The organism is Blautia sp. AF32-4BH, assembly GCF_003460565.1.
Taxonomy (GTDB): Bacteria; Bacillota; Clostridia; order Lachnospirales; family Lachnospiraceae; genus Fusicatenibacter; species Fusicatenibacter saccharivorans.
The window spans coordinates 35,839-58,521 of record NZ_QTVL01000004.1; the positions used below are offsets into that span (position 1 = coordinate 35,839).

17 protein-coding genes and 1 pseudogene are annotated in these 22,683 nt (G+C 47.1%); 12 read left to right on the forward strand and 6 right to left on the reverse strand.

Translation table 11 applies throughout. The features are described from left to right. The first annotated feature begins 223 nt into the window (after positions 1 to 223). The 4 genes from DWZ44_RS06395 (at position 224) to aroE (ending at position 5,450) form a co-directional block, all read left to right on the forward strand. Positions 224 to 1,171 (forward strand): LysR family transcriptional regulator, encoded by a 948-nt coding sequence (locus tag DWZ44_RS06395; RefSeq protein ID WP_117804446.1) that lies wholly within the window; start codon positions 224 to 226, stop codon positions 1,169 to 1,171. 71 nt (positions 1,172 to 1,242) lie between these two features. Continuing rightward, the gene (locus DWZ44_RS06400) at positions 1,243 to 3,264 is read left to right on the forward strand and encodes an oxidoreductase (RefSeq protein WP_117804447.1); all 2,022 of its coding nucleotides are present in this window, start codon (positions 1,243 to 1,245) and stop codon (positions 3,262 to 3,264) included. 221 nt (positions 3,265 to 3,485) lie between these two features. Beyond that, positions 3,486 to 4,376, forward strand: coding sequence for a quinate/shikimate dehydrogenase (locus DWZ44_RS06405; RefSeq protein WP_334294803.1), 891 nt, complete (start codon positions 3,486 to 3,488; stop codon positions 4,374 to 4,376). Positions 4,377 to 4,577: 201 nt separating this feature from the next. Further along, a complete protein-coding gene (aroE, locus tag DWZ44_RS06410) occupies positions 4,578 to 5,450 on the forward strand; it encodes a shikimate dehydrogenase (RefSeq protein ID WP_055218962.1) in 873 nt (290 codons plus the stop codon). A gap of 158 nt (positions 5,451 to 5,608) precedes the next feature. Here aroE and DWZ44_RS06415 read toward each other — a convergent pair whose 3' ends face one another. Together DWZ44_RS06415 and DWZ44_RS06420 are read right to left on the reverse strand one after the other, a co-directional pair. Beyond that, complete coding sequence (locus tag DWZ44_RS06415) at positions 5,609 to 7,396, reverse strand: ABC transporter ATP-binding protein (RefSeq protein WP_055267792.1); 1,788 nt, start codon at positions 7,394 to 7,396, stop codon at positions 5,609 to 5,611. An 11-nt stretch (positions 7,397 to 7,407) separates the two neighbouring features. Then, a complete protein-coding gene (locus tag DWZ44_RS06420) occupies positions 7,408 to 9,195 on the reverse strand; it encodes an ABC transporter ATP-binding protein (protein ID WP_055267790.1) in 1,788 nt (595 codons plus the stop codon). A 201-nt stretch (positions 9,196 to 9,396) separates the two neighbouring features. On the opposite strand from DWZ44_RS06420, the gene DWZ44_RS06430 reads away from it, so the two are divergent. Further along, complete coding sequence (locus DWZ44_RS06430) at positions 9,397 to 10,302, forward strand: AraC family transcriptional regulator (RefSeq protein WP_055267788.1); 906 nt, start codon at positions 9,397 to 9,399, stop codon at positions 10,300 to 10,302. A gap of 273 nt (positions 10,303 to 10,575) precedes the next feature. Further along, a pseudogene (locus tag DWZ44_RS06435) lies at positions 10,576 to 11,079 on the forward strand (DUF6017 domain-containing protein); the annotation flags it as partial. A gap of 70 nt (positions 11,080 to 11,149) precedes the next feature. On the opposite strand, the gene DWZ44_RS19490 reads toward DWZ44_RS06435, so the two are convergent. After that, positions 11,150 to 11,467, reverse strand: coding sequence for a helix-turn-helix domain-containing protein (locus DWZ44_RS19490; RefSeq protein WP_242998350.1), 318 nt, complete (start codon positions 11,465 to 11,467; stop codon positions 11,150 to 11,152). A 259-nt stretch (positions 11,468 to 11,726) separates the two neighbouring features. Between DWZ44_RS19490 and DWZ44_RS06445 the strand changes: the two genes are divergently transcribed. The 6 genes from DWZ44_RS06445 to DWZ44_RS06470 all read left to right on the forward strand — a co-directional run bounded on the left by DWZ44_RS06445 (position 11,727) and on the right by DWZ44_RS06470 (position 16,283). Continuing rightward, positions 11,727 to 12,410, forward strand: coding sequence for a response regulator transcription factor (locus DWZ44_RS06445; RefSeq protein ID WP_055267786.1), 684 nt, complete (start codon positions 11,727 to 11,729; stop codon positions 12,408 to 12,410). 96 nt (positions 12,411 to 12,506) lie between these two features. Beyond that, the gene (locus DWZ44_RS06450; RefSeq protein ID WP_055267784.1) at positions 12,507 to 13,445 is read left to right on the forward strand and encodes an ABC transporter ATP-binding protein; all 939 of its coding nucleotides are present in this window, start codon (positions 12,507 to 12,509) and stop codon (positions 13,443 to 13,445) included. Beyond that, complete coding sequence (locus tag DWZ44_RS06455; RefSeq protein WP_117804448.1) at positions 13,423 to 14,109, forward strand: ABC transporter permease; 687 nt, start codon at positions 13,423 to 13,425, stop codon at positions 14,107 to 14,109. The genes DWZ44_RS06450 and DWZ44_RS06455 overlap by 23 nt, the downstream gene beginning before the upstream one ends. Positions 14,110 to 14,124: 15 nt before the next feature. Next, on the forward strand, positions 14,125 to 14,862 hold the full coding sequence (locus tag DWZ44_RS06460; protein ID WP_055267780.1) for an ABC transporter permease: 738 nt from the start codon (positions 14,125 to 14,127) through the stop codon (positions 14,860 to 14,862). An 11-nt stretch (positions 14,863 to 14,873) separates the two neighbouring features. Then, on the forward strand, positions 14,874 to 15,776 hold the full coding sequence (locus tag DWZ44_RS06465; protein WP_055267777.1) for a sensor histidine kinase: 903 nt from the start codon (positions 14,874 to 14,876) through the stop codon (positions 15,774 to 15,776). 6 nt (positions 15,777 to 15,782) lie between these two features. Next, complete coding sequence (locus DWZ44_RS06470) at positions 15,783 to 16,283, forward strand: DUF4368 domain-containing protein (protein ID WP_117510059.1); 501 nt, start codon at positions 15,783 to 15,785, stop codon at positions 16,281 to 16,283. Positions 16,284 to 16,422: 139 nt separating this feature from the next. Here DWZ44_RS06470 and DWZ44_RS06475 read toward each other — a convergent pair whose 3' ends face one another. The 3 genes from DWZ44_RS06475 to DWZ44_RS06485 form a co-directional block, all read right to left on the reverse strand. Then, entirely contained in the window at positions 16,423 to 18,003 is a 1,581-nt protein-coding gene (locus tag DWZ44_RS06475; RefSeq protein ID WP_022462042.1) for a glucose-6-phosphate isomerase, read from the reverse strand. Between the two features lie 123 nt (positions 18,004 to 18,126). Beyond that, complete coding sequence (pfkA, locus tag DWZ44_RS06480) at positions 18,127 to 19,119, reverse strand: 6-phosphofructokinase (protein WP_055226266.1); 993 nt, start codon at positions 19,117 to 19,119, stop codon at positions 18,127 to 18,129. A gap of 81 nt (positions 19,120 to 19,200) precedes the next feature. Beyond that, entirely contained in the window at positions 19,201 to 22,674 is a 3,474-nt protein-coding gene (locus tag DWZ44_RS06485) for a DNA polymerase III subunit alpha (RefSeq protein ID WP_117761880.1), read from the reverse strand. Positions 22,675 to 22,683 lie beyond the last annotated feature (9 nt).

The window sequence follows — 22,683 nt, forward strand, 5'->3', positions numbered from 1 at the left end:
TCGGTTCATCCTTTTGTTTTGTCACAAACAACAGATTACCAGTTTCGTGAATGTTAAAAAAATAACATTTGCCTTTATTTTAACAGTGAAAGTGTGTACGGTCTAATGCTTTTAAAGGAAAAAACCAATGCATTGAATGCATTGATGTGGTATACTTGAGTTATCATAATAAGAGGAAGCAAAGACTTTCTTACGGAATCATTTTTTCAGGAGGAAAAACCACATGACACTGAATCAGATTCTCTATTTCCGAAAGGTCGCCCGGCTGGAAAATTATCACCAGGCGGCAGAGGAGCTTTATATTTCCCAGCCATCCCTGAGCCGTTCGATGGCCGCCCTTGAAAGCGAGCTTGGAATCACGCTGTTTGAAAAGAAAGGGCGCGGTGTTGTCCTTACCAATGCCGGCCGTCTTTTCCTGGAGCATGCAGACCGGATCGCGGGCGACTGTGACATTGCGGCAGGCAAGATGAAAGAGCTCGCCTCCGGTGGCGGCAAAATCAATATCGGTTATATTTTTCCACTTGCCGGACATTATATTCCGCACAATGTCCGCACCTTTCTGGACAAAGGAGAAAACAAAAACGTTGCATTTAGCTTCTGGCAGAACCATACCCCGGCCATTGCACAGAAGGTGAAATCCGGCGAACTCGATCTTGGGTTTGGCGGCTTTTTAAAGCGCGACGACATGGAGTTTTTTCCGTTGATCCAGCAGCCGCTTGTCATCGTGTCCCCGGAACAGCATCCGATTGCCGATGAACCGGAGGTTCCGCTTGTAAAGCTTACCCGTTATCCGGTGATCGGCTACGACCGCGCATCCTGGATGGGGGCTTACACTGGTCATCTCTACCGAAAATATCAGCTTCATCCGAATATTATCATGGAATGCCCGGATGAATATTCGATTGCGGCATTGGTGCGCGAAAATTTCGGTATCGCGCTTATGCCGCGAACCGATATTCTGGAACAGGCAGACGGCATCCGTATCCATACGCTGAAAGGTCTCGAGATTTATCATCAGACCTTTATGTTCTGGATGAAGAACCGCTACCGGCTTCCGGCTGTCGAACGGTTTACCGAATATATGAAACAGCACGCTGACATTATTGAAGAGGCCGGAAATGATAGCGAAAACGTATCGAAAGTTTATCTGAAAGATATTGTTAATTTTTAGTCGAAAGCGTTATGATGGATTTGTCACAAACAGAGGATTACCGCTCATGTAATGAATAAGGAGAATTTTTCATGAAGAGTGCTTACCCAAAAATTTTTGAACCAATTACCATCAAACGAACAACGATTAAAAACCGTATTGCAATGACCCCGATGGGAACCAACTACGGTGAGACAAGCGGTGAAATGAGTAACCGTCATATGAACTACTACTCTCTCCGCGCAAAAGGCGGCGTTGGTCTTATTATTCTGGAGAACGCCAACATCGAGTACCCGGTCGGTTCCAACGGAACCAGCCAGATCCGTATCGACCACGACAGCTTTATGCCGCGCTACTATCAGTTAGTCGAAAACCTTCATAAAAACGGTGCTACCGTAGCGATCCAGATCAACCACGCCGGAGCTTCCGCATCTTCCGCAAGAACCGGTATGGAAACCGTTTCTTCTTCCAACATCCCGACAAAAGCCGGCGGAGAAACCCCTCGTCCGATGACAAAAGAAGAAATCATGACAACCGTAAAAAAATACGGCGAGGCCGCAAAACGTGTGCAGGCCATCGGTTTCGATGCCATCGAGATCCACTGCGGCCATTCCTACCTGATGAGCCAGTTCATCTCCCCGTATTACAATAAGAGAACAGACGAGTTCGGCGGTTCTGTAGAAAACCGTCTGCGTTTCCCGCGTATGGTACTGGAAGAAGTACGGAAAAACGTTGGACCGTGGTTCCCGATCATCGTTCGTATCTCTGCCGAGGAGCGTGTTCCGGGTGGAAATACGCTGGAAGATACGCTCGAGTACCTGGAGTACCTGGATGAGTTCGTAGATATGTACGACGTATCCTGCGGTCTGAACCCATCTCTTCAGTATCAGATCGACTCCAACTTCCTGCCGGATGGATGGCGTTCCTACATGGCAAGAGCCGTAAAAGACAAATTCAAAAAACCGGTCATCAACGCTGGTAACTACCGTGATCCGAAGGTCGTTGAAAAAGTTCTCGAAAGCGGCGATGTAGATATCGTCGGCATGGGACGCGGCCTGATCGCTGAGCCGAACTGGGTAAAGAAGGTGGAAAACGGCGAGGAAGATATCCTTAGAAAATGCATCTCCTGTAACGTCGGATGTGCCGGAAATCGTATCGGTGTCAACCGCCCGATCCGCTGTACCGTAAACCCGGCTGTTCCGGAAGGCGATGTTTACAAAGCACTGAAAGTGAACAAAAACTGTAACGTTGTTGTTGTCGGCGCCGGTACTGCCGGTATGGAAGCAGCCTGCACCGCAGCAGAAGTCGGATGCAACGTTTTCGTACTCGAGAAAAACGACCACATCGGCGGTCTTTCCACTTTCATCTCCGATCTTCCAAGCAAGACCCGTATGAAAGATTTCCCGAAATACCTTGAGGCAAGAGCTGCAAGACTGAAAAACCTGTATGTATTCCTCAACACGGAAGCTACCGTAGATAAAATCAAACAGTTCAAACCAGACATCGTTGTCAATGCTACTGGTTCTGTTCCGCTTGTTCCGCCGATCAAAGGCCTGAAAGAGAACATCGAAGCCGGAAACGTAGATACCATCTTTGGTATGATCAACAACGTAAACGCTGGAAAATATCCGGAAGAAGCCTGTCAGGGCAAGAAAGTCGTTGTAGTCGGCGGCGGTTCCGTAGGACTTGACGTTATCGAGTACTTCGCACCAAGAGGAGCTGAGTGTACCATCATCGATATGCTGCCGCAGATCGGTATGCTTGCAGACCCGATCACCAAATGCTCCATGCGTGAGACCCACGACAAATACGGTGTAAAAGAATATGTCAACACTGCTCTTCAGGAAGTAAAAGAAAACGCATTCACCGTAAAACTTCCAGACGGAACTATTCAAGATCTTGAATTCGATTACGGATTCAACTGCCTTGGAATGCGCTCCAACAACCCGGTTCTGCCGGAGATCCAGGAAGCATTCGCTGATACCAATACTTATGTATACACCATCGGCGATTCCGTACGTGCACGCCGTATCATGGAAGGTACCATGGAAGGCCGCGCTATCCTGAACGTACTGGAATCCCAGGGATACCTGCATCTGGAGCCGCTTGAGTAATCCCCAGCATCGCTTTCTTACCCAGCGAAATAACAAGTGTTTCACTGCATAAGGGAACGATAACGATTCCACTACTTTAAGCAGCCCGACAAAAACTGTATATCATCTGCTACGCTGTTTCTTTTTCAAACTGACAAGATACCAGGGTCAAAAGGTCAAAAAACCTTTTGACTCCAACATCAATGACAACAGCGCAGCATGAAAAAAGAAAAGAGGAAAATATCATGCCAAACGTAACAGGACATACCGAATTAGTTGGATTAATGGCTTACCCGATCCGTCACACCCAGTCTCCGACAACCCACAACCTTGCATACGACAAAAACGGAGATGACGTCATTCAGCTTGCTTTCGAAGTTGATAACGATTCTTTAAAAGATGCTGTGCAGAGTATCCGCGCGCTGAAAATGCTCGGTTCCAATATTTCCATGCCAAACAAAACTGTTGTCCACAAATATCTGGACGAGGTAGATGAAGCAGCTAAGTTATGCGGCGCTATCAACACCGTAGTCAACCTCCGCGACGAAAACGGTCAGGTAACCGGAAAACTGAAAGGCTACAACACCGATGGTATGGGATACTGGCAGGCACTGACCGAAGAGGGCATCGATTTCAAGGGAATGAAGATGGTCCTGATCGGAACCGGCGGTGCTGCTACTGCAATTGCAGTGCGCGGTGCTCTGGATGGAGTTGCAGAAATTGAAATCTTCAACATCAAAGACAAATTCTACAGCCGTGGAGAGGAAATTGTTGATCTGATCAATAAGAACACCAACTGCAAGGCTACCATGAACGATCTGGCAGACAAAGACCTCCTGAAAGAAAAAATGCACGCAGCTGACCTGTTCTGCGATGCTACCGGCGTAGGAATGCATCCACTCGAAGACCTTTCCAACATTCCTGATCCTTCCTTCTTTAAAAAAGATCTCATCGTAACGGATACCGTTTACGCTCCGCGCGAAACCGTTATGATGAAACAGGCAAAAGAAGCAGGATGTGAGAAAGTATTCAACGGCATGGGCATGATGCTGTTCCAGGCACTCATCGCAATCAAGCTGTACACCGGAAAAGATACTCCGGTTGACTACATGAAAGAGAAACTTGGAATCTGATTTCCGGGCGAATCTTTTCCATCTTAAACCTTAATCAAAAACCAACACGAAAAGAGGAAATGAACTTTGCGTCATTTCCTCTTTTTTTCTTGCTTTCTTTCGGCATCTGGAGTATAATTCACTTCATATAGTAGCAGTTTAAAGTGCTACAGCACGATTTATCATCATGCGGAAATACGAGGAGAGAGAGGATTTCAAATTATGTCAAAACACATCACAGGACACACCGGATTATTATGTTTACTCGGAAGCCCGGTTGCACACAGTGTTTCTCCGGAAATGCACAACGAAGCATGCGACCAGCTCGGCCTTGATTATAGCTACCTTGCCTTTGATGTACCGGAAGACAAAATGCCGCAGGCAGTCGAAGGACTCCGCACCATGGGTGCAAGAGGCTGGAACATCACCATGCCTGGCAAAAATATCATGTGCAAATTGGCAGACAAGGTTTCTCCTGCTTCGGAGATCTCCGGCGCATGTAATACCATCGTCAACGACAACGGCGTTCTCACCGCTTACACCACCGACGGCGTCGGCTTCATGAGAGCAGTTGCAGAAAACGGCGTAGACATCATCGGCAAAAAGATGACTCTGCTCGGTGCCGGCGGCGCTGCTACTGCAATCCTGGTACAGGCAGCCCTCGACGGCGTGGCTGAGATCAATGTATTCAACGTCAGAGACAATTTCTTCGGAAGAGCCGAGGAAATCGTTGCAAAACTCAATGAGCGTACTTCCTGCAAGGTTACCCTGCACGACTTCTCCGATCCGGAAGTCCTTCGCGCATCCATCGCAGACAGCGCCATTCTTGTCAATGGAACTTCCGTCGGAATGGCTCCAAAAACCGAGAACACCATCATCACCGACACAACGATGTTCCACAAAGACCTCTTCGTTTTCGATGTGATCTACAATCCGCAGGAAACCCGCCTGCTGCGTGAGGCAAAAGAGGCTGGATGCAAGACCGGAAACGGTATGTACATGCTGTTATACCAGGGAGCTGCTTCCTTCAAACTGTGGACTGGCGAGGATATGCCGGTTGAGATCATCAAAGAGAAATACTTCTCCGGAAAATAAGAAGAACTCCTGCTTTGCCGAATTTTCCGCCTGCGGCGGGTCGCTTCGGCGACACGCGCAAAAAGCGACACGAACAAGAAACGGCAAAAGGCTTCTGCCACGGATTTTTATCCGCTGGCAGAAGCCTTTTTTATAATCTTTTTTATGATCTTTTTTGATCAGCCCGCTTTCTGTACTTCATCAAGCTGTGCTGTATACAGTTTATAATAATGGCCTTTCTTTGCCATCAGCTCATCATGTGTTCCGCTCTCCATAATACCGCCGTTATCGATATACATAATCTTATCGCAGTTGCGGATCGTAGACAGACGATGCGCAATGATAAATGAGGTTCTGCCCTTCAGCATGGCATTGAGTCCCGTCTGCAGTGCTTTTTCGGTCTGTACGTCAATGCTTGAGGTCGCCTCATCGAGAATCAGAATGGCCGGATCGGAAAGCAGGGTACGCGCAAACGAAATGAGCTGCTTTTGTCCCTGGCTCAGCATGGAACCACGCTCCCTTACCTCCGTCTGATAGCGATCCGGCATTTTGCTGATAAACTCGTCCGCACAGACAGTTCTGCTCGCCTTCACAATCTCCTCATGCGTTGCGTCAAGCTTTCCGTAACGGATATTATCCTCAATATCTCCCGAGAAAATAAAGCTGTCCTGCATCATAATACCCATCTGCTCACGCAGGGAATGAATGGTCACCTGCGAGATATCCTGTCCATCGATCAGGACGCGACCGCCATTGACATTGTAAAACCGTGAAATCAGATTGACAATCGTACTCTTTCCGGCTCCGGTCGGTCCGACAAGCGCCACACTCTCACCCGGTTTTACCGTAAACGAAACATCGTTTAAGATCTGTTTTGACGCATCGTACGAGAAATTTACGTGATCGAAGGTCACCTCACCGCGGATTTTTGGCATTTCAACGGCATCTTTTGCATCCTTTACCGTCACCGGCTCATCCATCGTCTCAAAGATACGTTCCAGATACGCAATGTTGTTGATAAAGTTATTGAAGATGTTTCCAAGGTTCATGATCGGCTGCCAGAAATACGATGCATAGCTCGAAATCGCTACAATCGTACCAACCGACTTATTTCCCTGCCCGAAAAGGATCAGACCGGACAGAAAAATGGCAGCACGCACGCAGACGGAAATTGAATCGATACCCGGCCATACCAGGTTGGAATAGCGAACTGCTGTATTCCATGTTCTGCGGCAATCCTTGGAAAGATCTTTGAAAATCTCCGCATTCTCATCCTCTCGTGCAAAGATCTGCGTAATGCGGGCTCCGACAATATTCTCCTGCAGATAGGCATTCAGGTTTGAGTTCTTGTTCGAAACTGCCTGCCATGCACGTCTCTGTTTATTCTTGATCCAGACCATGAAAACGCACAGCACCGGCACGCCGCAGAGCACGACAAATGCCATCTGCACATCAACCAGAAACATGAAAATCACGATAAACAGAAGGTTGAAGCTCTCCAGAACGATGTTGATCAGACCATTTGACAGCATATCCGACACCGAGTTGACGTAATTGACAACCCGAATCAGGATCTTGCCGTGCGGGCGGTCATCGTAATACTGGAACGGCAGCTCCTGCAGATGTGCAAACAAATCTTTTCGGATATCATAGATGATACTCTGACTGACATCCACCATAATGCGGCTTCGGATTGTTGTGAAGATCACGCTCACCAGATAGATGCCGACCAGCATTCCCACAAGAGAAAATAAAAGCCTCTCGTTTTTCTCCGGAATTGCAAGGTCCAGCGCCCGCTGGATAATCATCGGCGCCACATAGCCGGACGCACCGCCGATGCCACTCAAAAGGATCGCAAAAACCATCCGTTTTGCATATTTTTTGATATAGGATGAAGCTCTGAGCAGATGCTTGATGTCAAACGGCTCTTCGAGCACTTCATCCTGCTTGTATGTATTTTTTGCCATTGCTTCCCCTCCTACAGTTCATCCACACCGGTCTGCAGCTTCACCAGTTCATAATAGTAACCCTTCTTCTCCATCAGTTCCTCATGTGTTCCCATTTCTTCAATATAGCCATTTTGCAGAACAATAATCTTGTCCGCTGTTTTCGTTGTCGAAATTCGCTGTGCAATCACAATCTTGGTACATGGAAAATCAAGCTCCCGTAAGGACTGCTGAATCTGTTTCTCTGTTTCCATATCAACCGCCGATGTTGTATCGTCAAGAATCAGAACCGATGGACGGATCGCCAGTGCTCTTGCCAGAGAAATTCTCTGCTTCTGGCCTCCGGAAAGACCAACACCGCGCTCTCCAACCAGGGTATCGTAGCCCTCCGGCATCTTTGAAATGAAATCTGCCGCAGCGGAATACCTTGCAAACTTGACAACCTCGTTCATCTTGATCGAATCATCGCCGTAGGCAATGTTTCCCTCGATCGTGTCAGAATACAGCAGAACATCCTGCGTGGCAAGTCCGATCTGTTTTCGGAGATCATACAGCTTCAGCTGTTCTACAGGAATTCCGTCAATCCGGATCTGTCCTTCTGTCGGCTCATAAAACCGCGGGATCAGATTGATCAGCGATGTCTTGCCGCAGCCGGTCTCGCCCATGATCGCAACCGTCTCGTTCGGATGGGCCGTGAAGGAAATATTGTGCAGAACCGGCAAATCACCATCCTCGTATTGGAAGGAAACGTTATCAAACTCGATTTTGCCTTCAAACCGCTCCGGATGGGAAACGGCATTTTCTTCGTCCCTGATTTTCGGTTCGGAGTAATACAGCTCCATGACCTTTTTCGACGCTGCTGAGAACCGCTGAAATTCGTTCATGATATTTCCCATCTGACGCATCGGATTGGCGATTGCCCAGATGAGGCCTGAAAATGCCACATAGTCTCCCATAGTAAGCTGTCCTCTGATCATAAAAACACCGCCGACTGCGAGCAGGACAACCGGCATCAGGTTCGCAATACTCTCGACAATCGGGAAAAATTTCAGCCATACCATTCCGGTTGCCTTATTCGTCTCCGCATAGTCGGTATTGGCACGGTCGAATTTCTCGATTTCGTAATCTTCTCTTGCAAACGCTTTGACAACGCGGTTTCCGGAAATATTCTCCTGTGCGCATGTATTCATCTGTGCCAGTTTTTCACGCAGCGCCGCATGCATCGGGGCAACGCGGTTCCGGAACAGATAGATAATCCAGAATACAAACGGTGAAATCACAAGAACGCACAGTGCCAGCTTCCAGTTCGTATACAGGAAGAAAACGGCCGCTGCAGCAAACAGAGAAAATGACTCAACCACCATTCGTACAACCCATGCAACCATGTGACGCACCGCATCCAGGTCTCCTGTCTGCCGTGTCATCAGATCTCCTGTCCGATAGGTACTGTAAAACGTCATATCCTGACGCTGAAGCTTGTCGTACAGATAATTCCGCACCCGGTACAGAACACTCTGCGACACCGTCTCATAGATCATACAGCTGCCATAAACAACGATAACACGCAGGAACGTAAAGCCGACCATCGCAAACAGCAAGCGGTAAAGCAGGTCACGGTGTACCTGAAGATTTGTCGCCGCGTTCTCCCCAGTTAAAAACAGATCCACAATTTTTCCCGAAAAATAGGGAATCGTAAGCTGCAGAATATTGTACAAAACGGTTCCGAGAATACCGACAAAGTACAGCGCCCGTTTTCCCTCCATGTTTTCCCACAGCCACGCAATTTTGTTTTTCGGGAATTGTTTCGTGTTGCTTTTCATGTTTTCATATCCCCCCTTATCTTAGGAAATTGAGTTACCAAATTCAGCATTAATTTTCTTTCAAATGCTTTCGCCATTGTATCAATTTTCATTTGGATATGATATAATGCGACTGTACAAAAATAGAATGTTTCTATTTTTCCGAAACTGATATTCCCAGAAAAATACTGAATATTTTTTACCTGAAGGGGGACTTTTCCGTTGAAGAATCTTTTTGAATACAGTGACATCCTGCACTCGCCGATTGAAGCCTTTTCCTGCTGCTCCGACAGTTTTTCCATGCCGGTCAAATCCCACTGGCACTATTTTACGGAGGTTCTTTATCTGCAGGAAGGTTCTCTTCTCGTGAGCTGCAACGATTCCGTCTACCACATAAAACCGGGCTCTTTCATCCTGTTTCCTCCACAGACGGTCCACGCACTTGCCGCAGACCAGGATCGGCCATTCCGCTATTTCTGTATCAAATTCAACCTGAACCGCATCCAGCTCACCGGAAGCTACCTTCCGAACCTGAGCTTTGCTTTCCATAAAATCGCCACAATGACCTATCCTTCGCTTTTGTTTACGCAGGAAGATCTCTCAGAGCTGAATCTCCATGATTTTTTTGTAACCCTTGAGAGGGAGGCTCTTGAAAAGAAATACGGTTATGATGCCTATATCTATTCTCTCTTTTCCACACTGTTTCTCCGGCTTCTGCGTATCTGGCACTGCCAGGGAATCTGTTTCAATCCCGAATCGATTTCCGAGAGTGAGGAACAGAGTATGCAGGATATCCTCGTCTATCTCGACCGCCATTCCCAGGAAAACATCAATATCGAGGCACTGGCACATAAATACAACATGAGCTACTCCTATTTTGCCAAACTTTTTCTGAAGCATTACGGGCAGAGCTGTAAGCAGTATATCGAGTTTATCCGCCTGAACAAGGTTGAAAACCTGCTTCTTTTTACCGACTATGACCTGAACTATATTGCAGCCGAGACCGGCTTTGCGGACTGCAGTCATCTGATCCGCACCTTTAAAAAGCGGTACCAGATCACCCCGCGGCAATTCCGTCAAAAGCACCAGACCACGGTTTCCTCGTCTCTCCCGGCGAAGCTGGGATAATCTGAAAATGAAAAAACCCTGCAAAAAAGAGCGTTGCCATAAGAAAACATGAAAAAAACCAGTAAAATCAATGTTTTTTAGGGCAGCGGAAAACGGGGCAGGTCAAAACAACTGAATAATCAGACAGAAACAGGGTGTTGTCAAGCATGACAGCGCCCTTTTCTGTTCCCCGGCTAAGCCGCAGATTTTGAAAAAGTCTGCGGCTTTTCTTTTTGCCCAAACGCAGAAAGAAGGCGACGGCCTATGTACTTCACTTCCGGCAGCGACCGGGCCTTTGAACAGCCCCAGCCCCGGCCAGAGCAGCCGGACGAGGCGGCACCGGGATTGGAAAACTCGGTGTTGGAAAATCCAACATCGGATAATCCGACACCGGGAAACCCGACATTGGAAAATCCAATGCAATTAAATAAAGATATATCAAGTAAAGAAAAAACAACTACGGATGTATCAATTACCGATTCCATTCCTATCCTTTCCCGACCCTTCCCCTCGGAGGACGAAGCGGCACAGCCGCCGGAACGGAAAGGAACGGGAGCGAAATCACAGAGCGCCATAGAGATTTATCGTGAGATCATCATGGACAACATCGAGTACGAACACCTTTGCCAGCACGCCAAGGGCATTGACCGGGAAACGCTGGACGAGATCGTGGACTTGCTGGTGGAAACCGTGTGCAGCGTCCGCAAGACCATCCGTATTGCCGGGGACGATTACCCGGCAGAGCTGGTGAAATCCAAGTTTATGAAGCTGGACAGCTCTCACACCGAGTTTGCTATGACATAATCGGCAATTATCCAAAACGCCGGGCGCGGAGGTGTCAAAGCCTCTGCGTCCGGCGCTCTTTTTCTTATGCCTGCCCCATTGGGAAGTTAGGCAGTTCTTCCAACAGTTTCAGAATAAGGTGCTGCTTCATATCTTCGTCAACGGCCAACTCGTCGATCATGGGGGTGTAGTGTTCGATCACTTTTTGTTTAGCCCATAGCTCACCGGCGACGGCGGCCCTGATGGTAGCTGTGTCCAGTAACATTTCCTGTTCGGCCATCGTGTCAACTCCTGTCGTTTTTTGTCTTATTCCAGCATACCACAGAACCGGCGGGAAAACCAGCGCCGGAAAGATTTTCCTACGCATTTCAAAGCCCGTTCCGACGGGTATTTGATAAATCATTCTGCCACCCCATCGACCACCGCCGAAAAGCCTTGATTTCCGTGGGCTTTTTGCCCCCTAAATGCGTAGACAGGAGGGGCTTTTGCTGGCTTTTGGTTTCATATTTCCAGTGTACCCAGCAATAGAAATGTGTTCTTCTAACATCTAATAATTCATATTTTATGCCTTGTATTCTCTCCTGAAAGGAAATATAATTAAATCTATTAGAGATAAAAAGTGTAGTACAATGCTGACATAAGGCAGGTGAACATAGAACAACATGAAAATTTTGATTGTTGAGGATGATTTAGAGATCAGCAAATTGCTGGCTGATTTTTTACAGGGAAATGGATATGAGGTGCTTTGTCAGTATGATGGGCTTCATGTGTTAGACTGCATACAAGAACATCAGATTGATCTTATTCTGCTTGATATAATGCTGCCTTATCGGAGTGGTGATACTATACTTGCGGATATTCGTAAATTCTCAACGGTTCCTGTCATAGTAATTTCAGCAAAGGAAACAACACAGAACAAGATTGATTTGTTGCGGCTTGGTGCGGATGATTACATTACAAAACCTTTCGATATGGAAGAAGTTCTCGCCAGAATTGAAAGCAACTTACGCCGGATTCAATTTCAAAACAGCACGCCGTCATCTTTGAAGTGCAATGATTTGGTTTTAGATTTAGACGGCAACAGAGCTATGCTACAAGGGGCGGAGTTACCTTTAACTGCGAAAGAATTTGCTATACTGGAATTGCTTATGAAATACCCGGACAAGATCTTCTCAAAGGCGAATTTGTTTCAAAGTGTTTGGAATACAGAGTATATCAGCGAGGACAACACCTTGAATGTCCATATTAGCAACTTGCGAAACAAGATGAAAGCCATTTGCCCGGATAAAGAGTTTATAGATACTGTGTGGGGCATTGGATACCGTTTGCATAAAGCCGAGGGGTAAGCTCTTGGCTTTATGCTTTTTTTATGGTTTCCAAATAGAAATTAAGAAATTCTTTATGATTTCCCCTTACACTAAAATGTAAAGGAGGATGACAACATGAGTTCTGTTATTTTGGAAGCACATGACTTAACAAAAGAATACCGGCACACAGTTGCCTTAGATCATATTGATTTGAAAATTGAAAAAGGGAAAATTTATGGCTTCATAGGCCAAAATGGAGCAGGAAAGACCACCTTTTTGAGATTGGTTACAGGATTAGCGTTTCCGACAAGCGGCACCTTATCGTTGTGGGGGAAAACCGTCGAAAAGGAATTGCAGGAACAGAGAAAGCGGATCGGTTGCATGATCGAAACACCTGCGCTTTTTCCGACAATGACCGCTTATCAAAATATGGAGATACAGCGTATCCAACGTGGTATCCCTGACAAAGCAGTTATCCAAAAAACTTTAGACATGGTAGGTCTGAAAGATACCGGGAAAAAAGCTGTCCGTAATTTTTCGCTGGGGATGCGACAGCGATTGGGTATTGCAATCGCACTATTAAATACACCAGAATTTCTTATTTTGGATGAACCGATCAATGGGCTTGATCCTGCTGGAATTGTGGAAATTCGTAATTTGCTAAAGTCCTTGAATAAGGAATACGGAATGACGATATTGGTATCCAGCCATATCTTAGAGGAACTGTATCAGACAGCATCAGAGTTTATTTTAATAGACAAAGGCAAAATTATCGAAGAAATATCAGATCGAGAACTAAATGATCGTTGCAAACGGCATATCGCAATAAAGGCAACTGATCCACAAAAAGCTCTGATCGTTTTGGAAGAAACGCTACACACAGATAGTTTTAAGCTGATGCCAGATGGCATAATTCGCCTATATGATTATCTCGATGATATGGAAAAAGTGGCTGCTGCTTTGTCAGATGCACATATTCTCGTTACAGGTCTTTCTGTGGCCGGTGATACATTAGAAGATTACTTTTTAAGCAAAATAGGAGGGACAGGAAATGTCAAATCTCCTAAAAGCTGAATTTTATAAGCTGTTCCATAGCTGGTATTTTTGGGGGATAGGATTGTTTAATCTCCTTTTAAGTAGTGTGTTGTTACTGGATAGCGTTGGGGAAACATCCAACCTTTTCTTTGCTTCGATATACAATATGCCAATCCTATATTTCCTCACAATCATCTTTTCTGCCCTGTTTGTTGGAAATGATTTTGGCAGAAGAACATTACAATCATATATCAATGCCGGACATCGACGCGGAAAGATACTATTTGCGAAGCTGGTAGTTCATCAAATCGCCTGCATGGTTATCCTGTCTTTTCCACTGTTGTTACATAGCATAATTGGTACGTTTGTCACTAAAGGAGCATTGGCAAGCATCGGCATAGTTGTAATGGTGATTGCTTCGCAATTTGCAATGTGCCTATTACCTTTTTTCTTTGCCTTCATTTTCCGTGATATAGGAAAGAGTATGGCTGTGCCGATGGTACTCTTTTTCTTAATGGTCTTTTTGATGAATGGAGATCAAGTGCAGCTTATCTCACAAATATTGCCTATGGGCCAGCTTCGGCTTATGGCATTGCAACAATCCAACATATCCGGCGGGCAATTCATGTTTTCAGATTTTTTATGGATACTGGCATTATGCTTAGGTACTTATCTGTGGTTCCGACGCTCGGATTTGAAATAACAAGGAGGTGTGGGAATGAACAACTTACTGAAAATGGAAAAATATCAATTATCACATAATATCTTTTATTGGTGCGGTTTAATAGGGATATTTTTGATTGGTTTTTTTACCGCAGATACTTATGTCCCGGAAGCTATGGGGCCTATGGGTGGGGCTGCTACATCCCTCGCAGATATTTTTAATGGAATGGTTTACGATTCAACCTTTCTCCTGATAATTATATCCAGTATTTTAGCTCTGATTTTAGGACAGGAATTTTCCAGTCGGACGATTGATCTTGAGGTCAATGCAGGACATTCGAGAAAAACCATTTTCTTTGCTAAAGTAATCTCATACTTAATTGCATTTAATATCATGGCTCTTGTTTATCCTGTGGCTGGTTGTATAAGAGAAAGTGTCCGCTTTGGTATTACCGAAGCAGGCAACCTTTGTTATCAGGTCAGTAAGGCGATTTTATATTCTCTGCTTTTGAACAGTGCGACTTTTCTTATTGCAATCTGGATTGTTTTTTGGTTAAGAAGCTCTGCAAGAGCAATAGCTGTTACCGCTTTAGTCACTTTTGTTCTTAGCCTTTATCTTGGGTATGGAATGATGTTTGATCTTCCTGTTGCATTTTTGGCAACCTATCAGATACGGGAAGCGGTTTTTTCTGTGACCTATTTTTTGCCATGGGCCATTTTAGTTGGCGTTGTTTGGATAGTTGCTTTGATAACCTTTTCATGGATTAGCTTTCGCAAATGTGAACTCAAATAACAAGGAGGGAGGTGTCTGGAATAAAGCTGTTGTTAATTTTAGTTATCGCAGTCTTGATAGTAGTGCTTTTCAAATATGTGCAAATCAAAAGACAAATCCGTAACCTATCGAAACAAATGACCGATCTTACAACTGGAAAATCGGAAAAGATGCTGGACATCTCTCTTGTTGATAAAGATATAGAACAACTGGCCGCAGTATTAAACCAGTATAATGAAAAGCAAAGACAGTCCATTGCAAGCACATTACGGCACGAAATGTATTTGAAAGAGTCCATTGCTAATATTTCACATGACTTGCGTACCCCTCTGACGGTAATACTTGGCCATTTACAATTATTAAAAAAGGAGAATTTATCAGCAGGTCAAACACAGCGTATAGAAACCATTTATAATAAAGCAGAAAGAATGAAAGCGCTGATACAAACCTTTTACGATGTTTCTGTAATAGACGCAAAAGAAGTAACTCCTGTGCGTGAAGATTTCAACTTAACAAATTTGCTGATAAATCTTATCACAGAGAACGCCCCAGCATTGGAAGCAAAAGGCATATCTCCTGTAATTGGTCTGCCAGATCATTCCGTTTATCTCCATTCGGACTATGGTATGGTAGAACGTATTTTTCAAAATCTTATTATAAATGCTATTCGATATTCCTCTGGCTCGATTAAAATTGACCTGAAGCAAGGCAAAGAAAAGAGTGCTATTTTTATCATTGAAAATCCCATTGATAGTAAGGTGGAAATAGACCCAAACCGACTATTTGAAAGATTTTATACCGGGGACAAATCAAGGCATAATAGCGGTACAGGAGTGGGGCTTGCTGTGGTAAAACTATTAACTGACAAGCTCGGCGGCAATGTGTTCGCTAAAATTGAAAATGATACACTAACCATTTCATTGGAAATCAAATAAACAGTATTGTTTCAACTGCCGGGCGACGGCAAAGAAAAAAAGCCGTCGTACAACAGCCCTTTTGACACGCCCATAAAACCAGCGGCGGCTTTGAGAAATCAAGGCCGCCGCTTCTCTTTGCCCAGCGCAGGATCGGCGGCCCACGGAGGGAGCCGCCATGCTGATATACTGTCCCGTGACTATGAATTGGAACAGACTAACCTTACAAACCTTGTCGAATATCTTCGGCAAGAAGTCAAGGAACAGGAAAAGCAGAAAGTCAATGTCAGACAGTTTATTGCAGCGGTCAGGAAGTACACTGATATGCAGCAGCTTGACGCCTCTGTTCTCCGGGAGTTTGTGGAGAAAATTTATATCTCCGAGGTTTATACGCCGGACGAGAATGAGCCGCGCATCAAGGTCAGAGAAATCGAGATCGTCTATAACTTCATTGGTGCATTTGATTTTGAGGACGCAAGGGAGCAATCCCAAGCAGCCCAAAAAGAAAAGAAAACCGGCGTAGCCTAAACTACGCCGATTCTCTCACATAAATGTTTTCTTACGTCACCGCCCCTAAGCAGGGCTTTGTCTATAGTCTGAAATCTCCCGGAGTTTTTCCGGGAGATTTTTTTCACAGGACGCCTTTTCTGATCAGAAAATAACGCTTTTAGATATTGAGCAGATCACTGAATACCTTCAGTGCTCCGTCTGTCTCATGAGCCAGAACGCGTTTTGCAAGGACTTTACCAAGCTGGACGCCTTCCTGGTCGAAGCTGTTTACGTTCCACAGGAATCCCTGGAACATGATCTTATTCTCGAAGTGTGCAAGCAGTGCTCCCAGCGTCTTCGGATTTACCTGATCTCCGATGATGATGCTGGACGGACGGCCGCCTTCGAAGTTTTTGTTTTTATTCTCATCTGCTTTACCGCAGGCAAATGCAACGATCTGAGCTGCTACGTTTGCGCAGAGTTTCTGCTGGCTGGTGCTGCCCTGGATGTCGACATCGGTCTCCATCTGGTTATTGCGGAAGCCTACAAACTGCAGCGGAACGATATCAGTTCCCTGATGCAGCAGCTGATAGAAGGAATGCTGTCCGTTGGTACCTGGCTCGCCGAAGAGAACCGGACCGGTCGGGTAATTGACCGGCTCGCCGAAGCGGTTGACCGATTTACCGTTGGACTCCATATCTACCTGCTGTAAGTGAGCCGGGAAACGGTTCAGTGCCTGGGAGTACGGAAGAACTGCAGTGCTCGGATAGCCAAGAACGTTTCTCTCGTAAACACCGATCAGCGCATCGAGCATCTCCGGGTTCTGTAATACGTCTTTGTTTGCAGAAAGTTTATCTTCTGCTGCAGCGCCCTCGAGGAATGCTGCGAATACTTCCGGTCCGAAAGCCAGGGACAGAACAGCGCCGCCGACTGCGGATGTGGAAGAATAACGGCCTCCGATGTAGTCATCCATGAAGAATGCTGCCAGATAGTCGTCGCTCTTTGCCAGCGGAGAAGTCTCACTGGTAACGGCGATCATATGCTTGGATGCATCCAGGCCTGCATTTTTCAGAGCGTCTTTTACGAAGGACTCATTGGTCAGAGTCTCCAGTGTGGTTCCGGATTTGGATACCAGAACGAAGATGGAATGTGCTACGTCGATCGAATTCAGAACAGCTGCTGCGTCATCCGGGTCAACGTTGCTGATGAATTTTGCTTCCATTTTGAAGCAGCCGTTTTTCTTTGCCCAGTTTTCCAGAGCCAGATACATCGCACGCGGGCCAAGGTCGCTTCCGCCGATACCGATCTGCACAACGGTGGTGAATTTTTCACCTGCTGCGTTGGTGATCTCACCTGCATGTACTTTGTTCGCAAACTCTGCGATGCGGTTCTGCTGCTCTACGTAGAAAGCACGTTTGTCTACGCCGTCTGCCGTAACGGTGTTTCCGAGCTGGCCGCGGGTCAGCTGATGAAGCACGAGACGGTTCTCTCCGGTGTTGATGACAGCACCGTTGTAAAGCTCCTCAAATTTTTCAGAAAGCTGTGCCTCTTCTGCCAGTTTTACGAGTGCGGCAAGGACATCCTCATTCACCTGTTTTGCTGCGTAGTTATACGCAAGTCCTTCTGCCATCGGAACGCTGTAAGATTTTACGCGCTCTGCTCCGTTTTCGCCGGACATCACCTCGGCAAGATTGACACGCTCCACTTTTTTCAACTCCTCAAAAGAAGCCAGTTTATCAAGATTGTTCCAGGTAACCATTGTTAAGTTCCTCCTGTTTTTTTATTTTGTCTCTCTATTCCGTCCGCGGAAACATTTTTATTCCCGCTATTATACCAATGAAACAGACTGCTTGCTAAAAACAGTCTGTTTCGTGATATTTTTTTATTTCGTATAGTTATAAGAAAGAGCTCTTGCGATCTCCCACTGATATTCCGGCAGAGTCTTTGTCATGGACAGTGCCTCATCGATATCGTAATCTACATACTCACCGTTCTTGTATGCAACAACGCGGTCTGTTTTGCCTTCCAGAAGAAGGTCAACTGCGTAAGCACCCATGATGGACGCATATACACGGTCTTTACATGTCGGGCTTCCTCCACGCTGCATATGTCCAAGGATCGTTGCACGGGTCTCGATGCCGGTTGCAGCTTCGATTCTGCGCGCCATGCTGGTGGAATGGCCGATGCCCTCAGCATTTACGATGATATGATGTTTTTTGCCTTTTCTACGGTTCTCGATGATGTTGTTGATGATCTTCTGCTCATCGTAATCGTATTTCTCCGGAAGAAGAATATCCTCTGCGCCGTTTGCGATACCGCACCACAGAGCGATATATCCGGCATTACGTCCCATAACCTCGATGATCGAGCATCTCTCATGGGAAGTGGAAGTATCTCTTACTTTATCAATGGCTTCCATTGCAGTGTTTACCGCGGTATCAAAACCGATGGTATATTCTGTGCAGGCGATATCCAGGTCGATGGTTCCCGGTACACCTACGGTGTTAATTCCAAGAGCTGCCAGTTTCTGCGCTCCTGCAAAAGATCCGTCTCCGCCGATAACTACCAGTCCGTCGATGCCGTGTTTTCTGCAGACATCTGCAGCACGTTTCTGGCCTTCCAGTGTACGCATCTCTGCGCAGCGGGCGGTATAAAGGATGGTACCTCCGCGCTCGATGGTGTCGGATACATCGCGGGCTGTCATGTCGATGATTTCTTCGTTCATCAGTCCGTCGTAGCCTTTCAGGATACCTTTCATCTGAACGCCCTTCTGCAGACCTCTTCTTACGGCTGCACGGATCGCTGCGTTCATACCTGGTGCATCACCACCGCTGGTAAGCACTCCGATTGTCTTTACCTTGTTAGTCGTTGCCATATGAATTCCTCCATCTCATCACACACATTAATAAACGAGTAGTTTTATTTATTAATCACACACAGTTTTATTTTAAAGCATTCAGGCCCTTTTTTCAATACTCTTTTCTACAACTTTCACGTTTCCGGTACCGAATTTTGCCTGAAGTGACGCCACCAGACGGGCATCTGCCTGCACATTGCGGCTCGGCGGCAGTTTTTTCATCGCTTTGATCGATTTGATGTAGAGAATCACGCTGTCCTTGCCGTCGGATTCATGCAGCATCTGGTACAGATCCGCCACTTCTCTCTCGTACGTTTCCTTGTCCGGGAACTGGATCCAGAGCTCTTTCGGGATGCCTGCAAACGGGAAAATTTTCTCGCAGATCAGCTTGCTCGGCTTATCATCCTCCGCGGAAACACGGCCCTGGATGAAGACACGCGCATCGGTCTGCATCATCGCTGCGTTTTTCTCGTAATCGCGCGGGAATACGACGATTTCCATACTGCCGACGAGGTCCTCGAGTGTGAGAAATGCCATTGTCTTGTTATTCTTTGTATATTTGATTTTTTTATCCGTGATAATGCCGCCGACAATCTCTTTCGCGCCGTCGGTGACGGATGGGAAACCCGTCTCCTCATCCGGCTGGAAGTCTGTCGTTACCGCGGAAATGTTCTTCCGCCAGCACTCCTCCTGCTCCTCTAGCGGATGACCGCTGACGTAGATGCCGAGCACCTCTTTTTCGAGCGCCAAAAGATCACTCTTTTCGTATTCTCCGACATCCGGGTACACCGTTTCATACGACCGTTTGGTCGTCTCATCTACGAAGTCAAACAGACTCATCTGGCCGCTTAACGAATCTTTTTTCTCGCGCGCCACATCATCGAGCACATTGGCGTAGACGAACATGAGCTGCTTTCTCGTCACGCCGAAGCAGTCGAATGCGCCCGCCTTGATAAAGTTCTCGACGGTCCGCTTGTTGACTTCTTTTCCGCTCAGACGCTCCGCGAAATCCTTTAACGAGCGGAACGGTCCGTTTGCACTCCGCTCCTCCACGATCGCCTCCATGACCGGCTTTCCGATGCCTTTGACCGCCGCCATGCCATAGCGGATCGCCTGGCCGTCCACCGTGAATTTTCCTTCGCTTCGGTTGATGTCCGGCGGCAGAATGGAAATGCCCATCTGGCGGGAACTCAAGATATACTCTGCGACTTTTCCCGGGTTATCGATGCAGGAGGTCATCAGAGCCGCCATGAACTCAACCGGGTAATAGTATTTCAGCCATGCCGTCTGGTACGATACGAACGCGTACGCCGCCGCATGGGATTTGTTGAAGGCGTATTTCGCGAAGTCGATCATCTCGTCGTAGATCTTGTTCGCTGTCTTCTCATCAATGCCGTTTTTGATACAGCCCGGCACGCCCTCGGCCTCGTTTCCATAAACGAAATTCTGGCGCTCTTTTTCCATGACAGATGCCTTTTTCTTCGACATCGCACGGCGCACCAGATCGGCCCGTCCAAGCGAATAGCCCGCCAGTGCCTGTACGATCTGCATAACCTGTTCCTGGTAGACGATACAGCCGTACGTCGGCTCCAGAATCGGTTTTAAGAGCGGTGTATCGTACGTAACGGATTCCGGGTTGTTTTTTCCTTTGATGTACTGCGGAATAAAATCCATCGGGCCCGGACGGTACAGGGAAATTCCGGCGATGATATCCTCGAGGCTCTGCGGTTTTAACTCCTTCATGAAGTTTTTCATTCCCGCACTCTCGAGCTGGAACACACCGACCGTTTTCGATGCGCCGATCATACCGAGCACTTTCGGATCGTTGTAATTGATGTGAAGCAGATCAATTTTCTTATTGCTGTAACGCTCTGCGAGCTTTGTCGCATTCTGAATGACGGTCAGGGTCCGAAGTCCTAAGAAGTCCATTTTCAGAAGTCCCAGTTCCTCGAGCGTCGTCATCGTGAACTGCGTGACGATCGTTCCGTCGCTTCCTCGCGAGAGCGGCACAAATTCCACCAGCGGACGCGAGCCGATGACAACACCGGCGGCGTGCATCGACGTGTGGCGCGGCAGACCTTCAAGTCTCCGTGACATGTCGATCAGATGTGCAACCTCTTCATTGCCCTGATACAGCTCCCGCAGCTCATGGTTCATCTGCAGTGCCTTGTCGATCGTGATATTCAGTTCATTCGGAATCATCTTCGCAATCGAATCGACCTGTGCATACGGCATATCCAGCACACGGCCGACATCGCGGATGACACCGCGCGCCGCCAGTGTACCGAATGTGACGATCTGTACAACGCGGTCCTTGCCGTATTTTCTCGTTACATAGTCGATGACCTCCGGGCGGCGTTCGAAGCAGAAATCCACATCGATATCAGGCATGGTAACTCGTTCCGGGTTCAGGAAACGCTCGAACAGGAGCTGGTACCGCATCGGGTCCAGCTGTGTGATGCCAAGGGTGTAGGAAACAATACTTCCGGCCGCCGATCCTCGTCCCGGTCCGACCATGATGTCGTGGTCGCGCGCAAATTTGATGAAATCCCACACGATCAGGAAGTAATCGACGTAACCCATCGTTTTGATCGTATCAAGCTCATATTTCAGCCGCGCCTTCAGTTCATCTGTCGCCGGGTGATACCGTTCCTCGAGGCCGTCGTAGCAGAGCTTATTTAAGTATTCCCAGGAAGTGTATCCCTCCGGCACATCGAATTTCGGAAGTTTTGTGACACCAAATTCGATCTCCACATTACACCGGTCTGCAATTTTCTGTGTATTTTCGATTGCCTGCGGTGCATACGGGAAGAGCGATGCCATCTCCGCCTCGGATTTCACGAAATACTGTCCGCCCTCGTAGCGCATGCGGTCCTCATCCGTGATCTTCTTTCCGGTCTGCAGGCACAGAAGAATATCGTGGGAATCCGCATCTTCTGCGTACGTGTAGTGAATATCATTCGTCGCCACCAGCTCGATGCCGGTTTCTGCCGAGAGGCGCATCAGCTGCTGATTGACCATCCGCTGCTCCGAGATGCCGTGATCCTGCAGTTCCAGGAAGAAATTGCCTTTTCCGAAAATCTTCTCATACCGCAGTGCGGCCTCTTTTCCCATCTCGTACTGGTTCCGCACCATCGCACGCGCCACCTCACCTGCAAGGCAGGCGGAAAGCGCGATAATGCCCTCGTGATACTTTTCCAGAATCTCCATGTCGACACGCGGCTTATAGTAAAATCCATCGATAAAGCCCGCCGAAACAATCTTCATCAGATTGGAATAGCCCGTATTATTTTCCGCCAGCAGAACCAGATGGTAGTACCGGTCCTCTCCGCGGCTGGTTTCGCGGTCGAAACGGGAACCCGGCGCCACGTAAACCTCACAGCCGAGGATCGGCTTGATGCCCTGCGCGCGGGCTTCTTTATAAAAATCGATACAGCCGAACATGACGCCGTGATCGGTGATCGCGGCGCTGTTCATGCCAAGCTCCTTGACTCTGGCAACGTACTCTTTGATCTTGTTCGATCCGTCCAGAAGGCTGTATTCGGTATGTACATGTAAATGCGTAAAACTCATCGTTTTCTC

Excerpts from the sequence above, each read along its gene's own strand:
- DWZ44_RS06460 (WP_055267780.1), top strand. The coding sequence starts at position 14,125 with ATGAACAACTTACTGAAAATGGAAAAATATCAATTATCACATAATATC.
- DWZ44_RS06395 (WP_117804446.1), top strand. The coding sequence starts at position 224 with ATGACACTGAATCAGATTCTCTATTTCCGAAAGGTCGCCCGGCTGGAA.
- DWZ44_RS06455 (WP_117804448.1), top strand. The coding sequence starts at position 13,423 with ATGTCAAATCTCCTAAAAGCTGAATTTTATAAGCTGTTCCATAGCTGG.
- aroE (WP_055218962.1), top strand. The coding sequence starts at position 4,578 with ATGTCAAAACACATCACAGGACACACCGGATTATTATGTTTACTCGGA.
- DWZ44_RS06400 (WP_117804447.1), top strand. The coding sequence starts at position 1,243 with ATGAAGAGTGCTTACCCAAAAATTTTTGAACCAATTACCATCAAACGA.
- DWZ44_RS06445 (WP_055267786.1), top strand. The coding sequence starts at position 11,727 with ATGAAAATTTTGATTGTTGAGGATGATTTAGAGATCAGCAAATTGCTG.
- DWZ44_RS06420 (WP_055267790.1), bottom strand. The coding sequence starts at position 9,195 with ATGAAAAGCAACACGAAACAATTCCCGAAAAACAAAATTGCGTGGCTG.
- DWZ44_RS06450 (WP_055267784.1), top strand. The coding sequence starts at position 12,507 with ATGAGTTCTGTTATTTTGGAAGCACATGACTTAACAAAAGAATACCGG.
- pfkA (WP_055226266.1), bottom strand. The coding sequence starts at position 19,119 with ATGGCAACGACTAACAAGGTAAAGACAATCGGAGTGCTTACCAGCGGT.
- DWZ44_RS06475 (WP_022462042.1), bottom strand. The coding sequence starts at position 18,003 with ATGGTTACCTGGAACAATCTTGATAAACTGGCTTCTTTTGAGGAGTTG.
- DWZ44_RS19490 (WP_242998350.1), bottom strand. The coding sequence starts at position 11,467 with ATGATTTATCAAATACCCGTCGGAACGGGCTTTGAAATGCGTAGGAAA.
- DWZ44_RS06485 (WP_117761880.1), bottom strand. The coding sequence starts at position 22,674 with ATGAGTTTTACGCATTTACATGTACATACCGAATACAGCCTTCTGGAC.
- DWZ44_RS06415 (WP_055267792.1), bottom strand. The coding sequence starts at position 7,396 with ATGGCAAAAAATACATACAAGCAGGATGAAGTGCTCGAAGAGCCGTTT.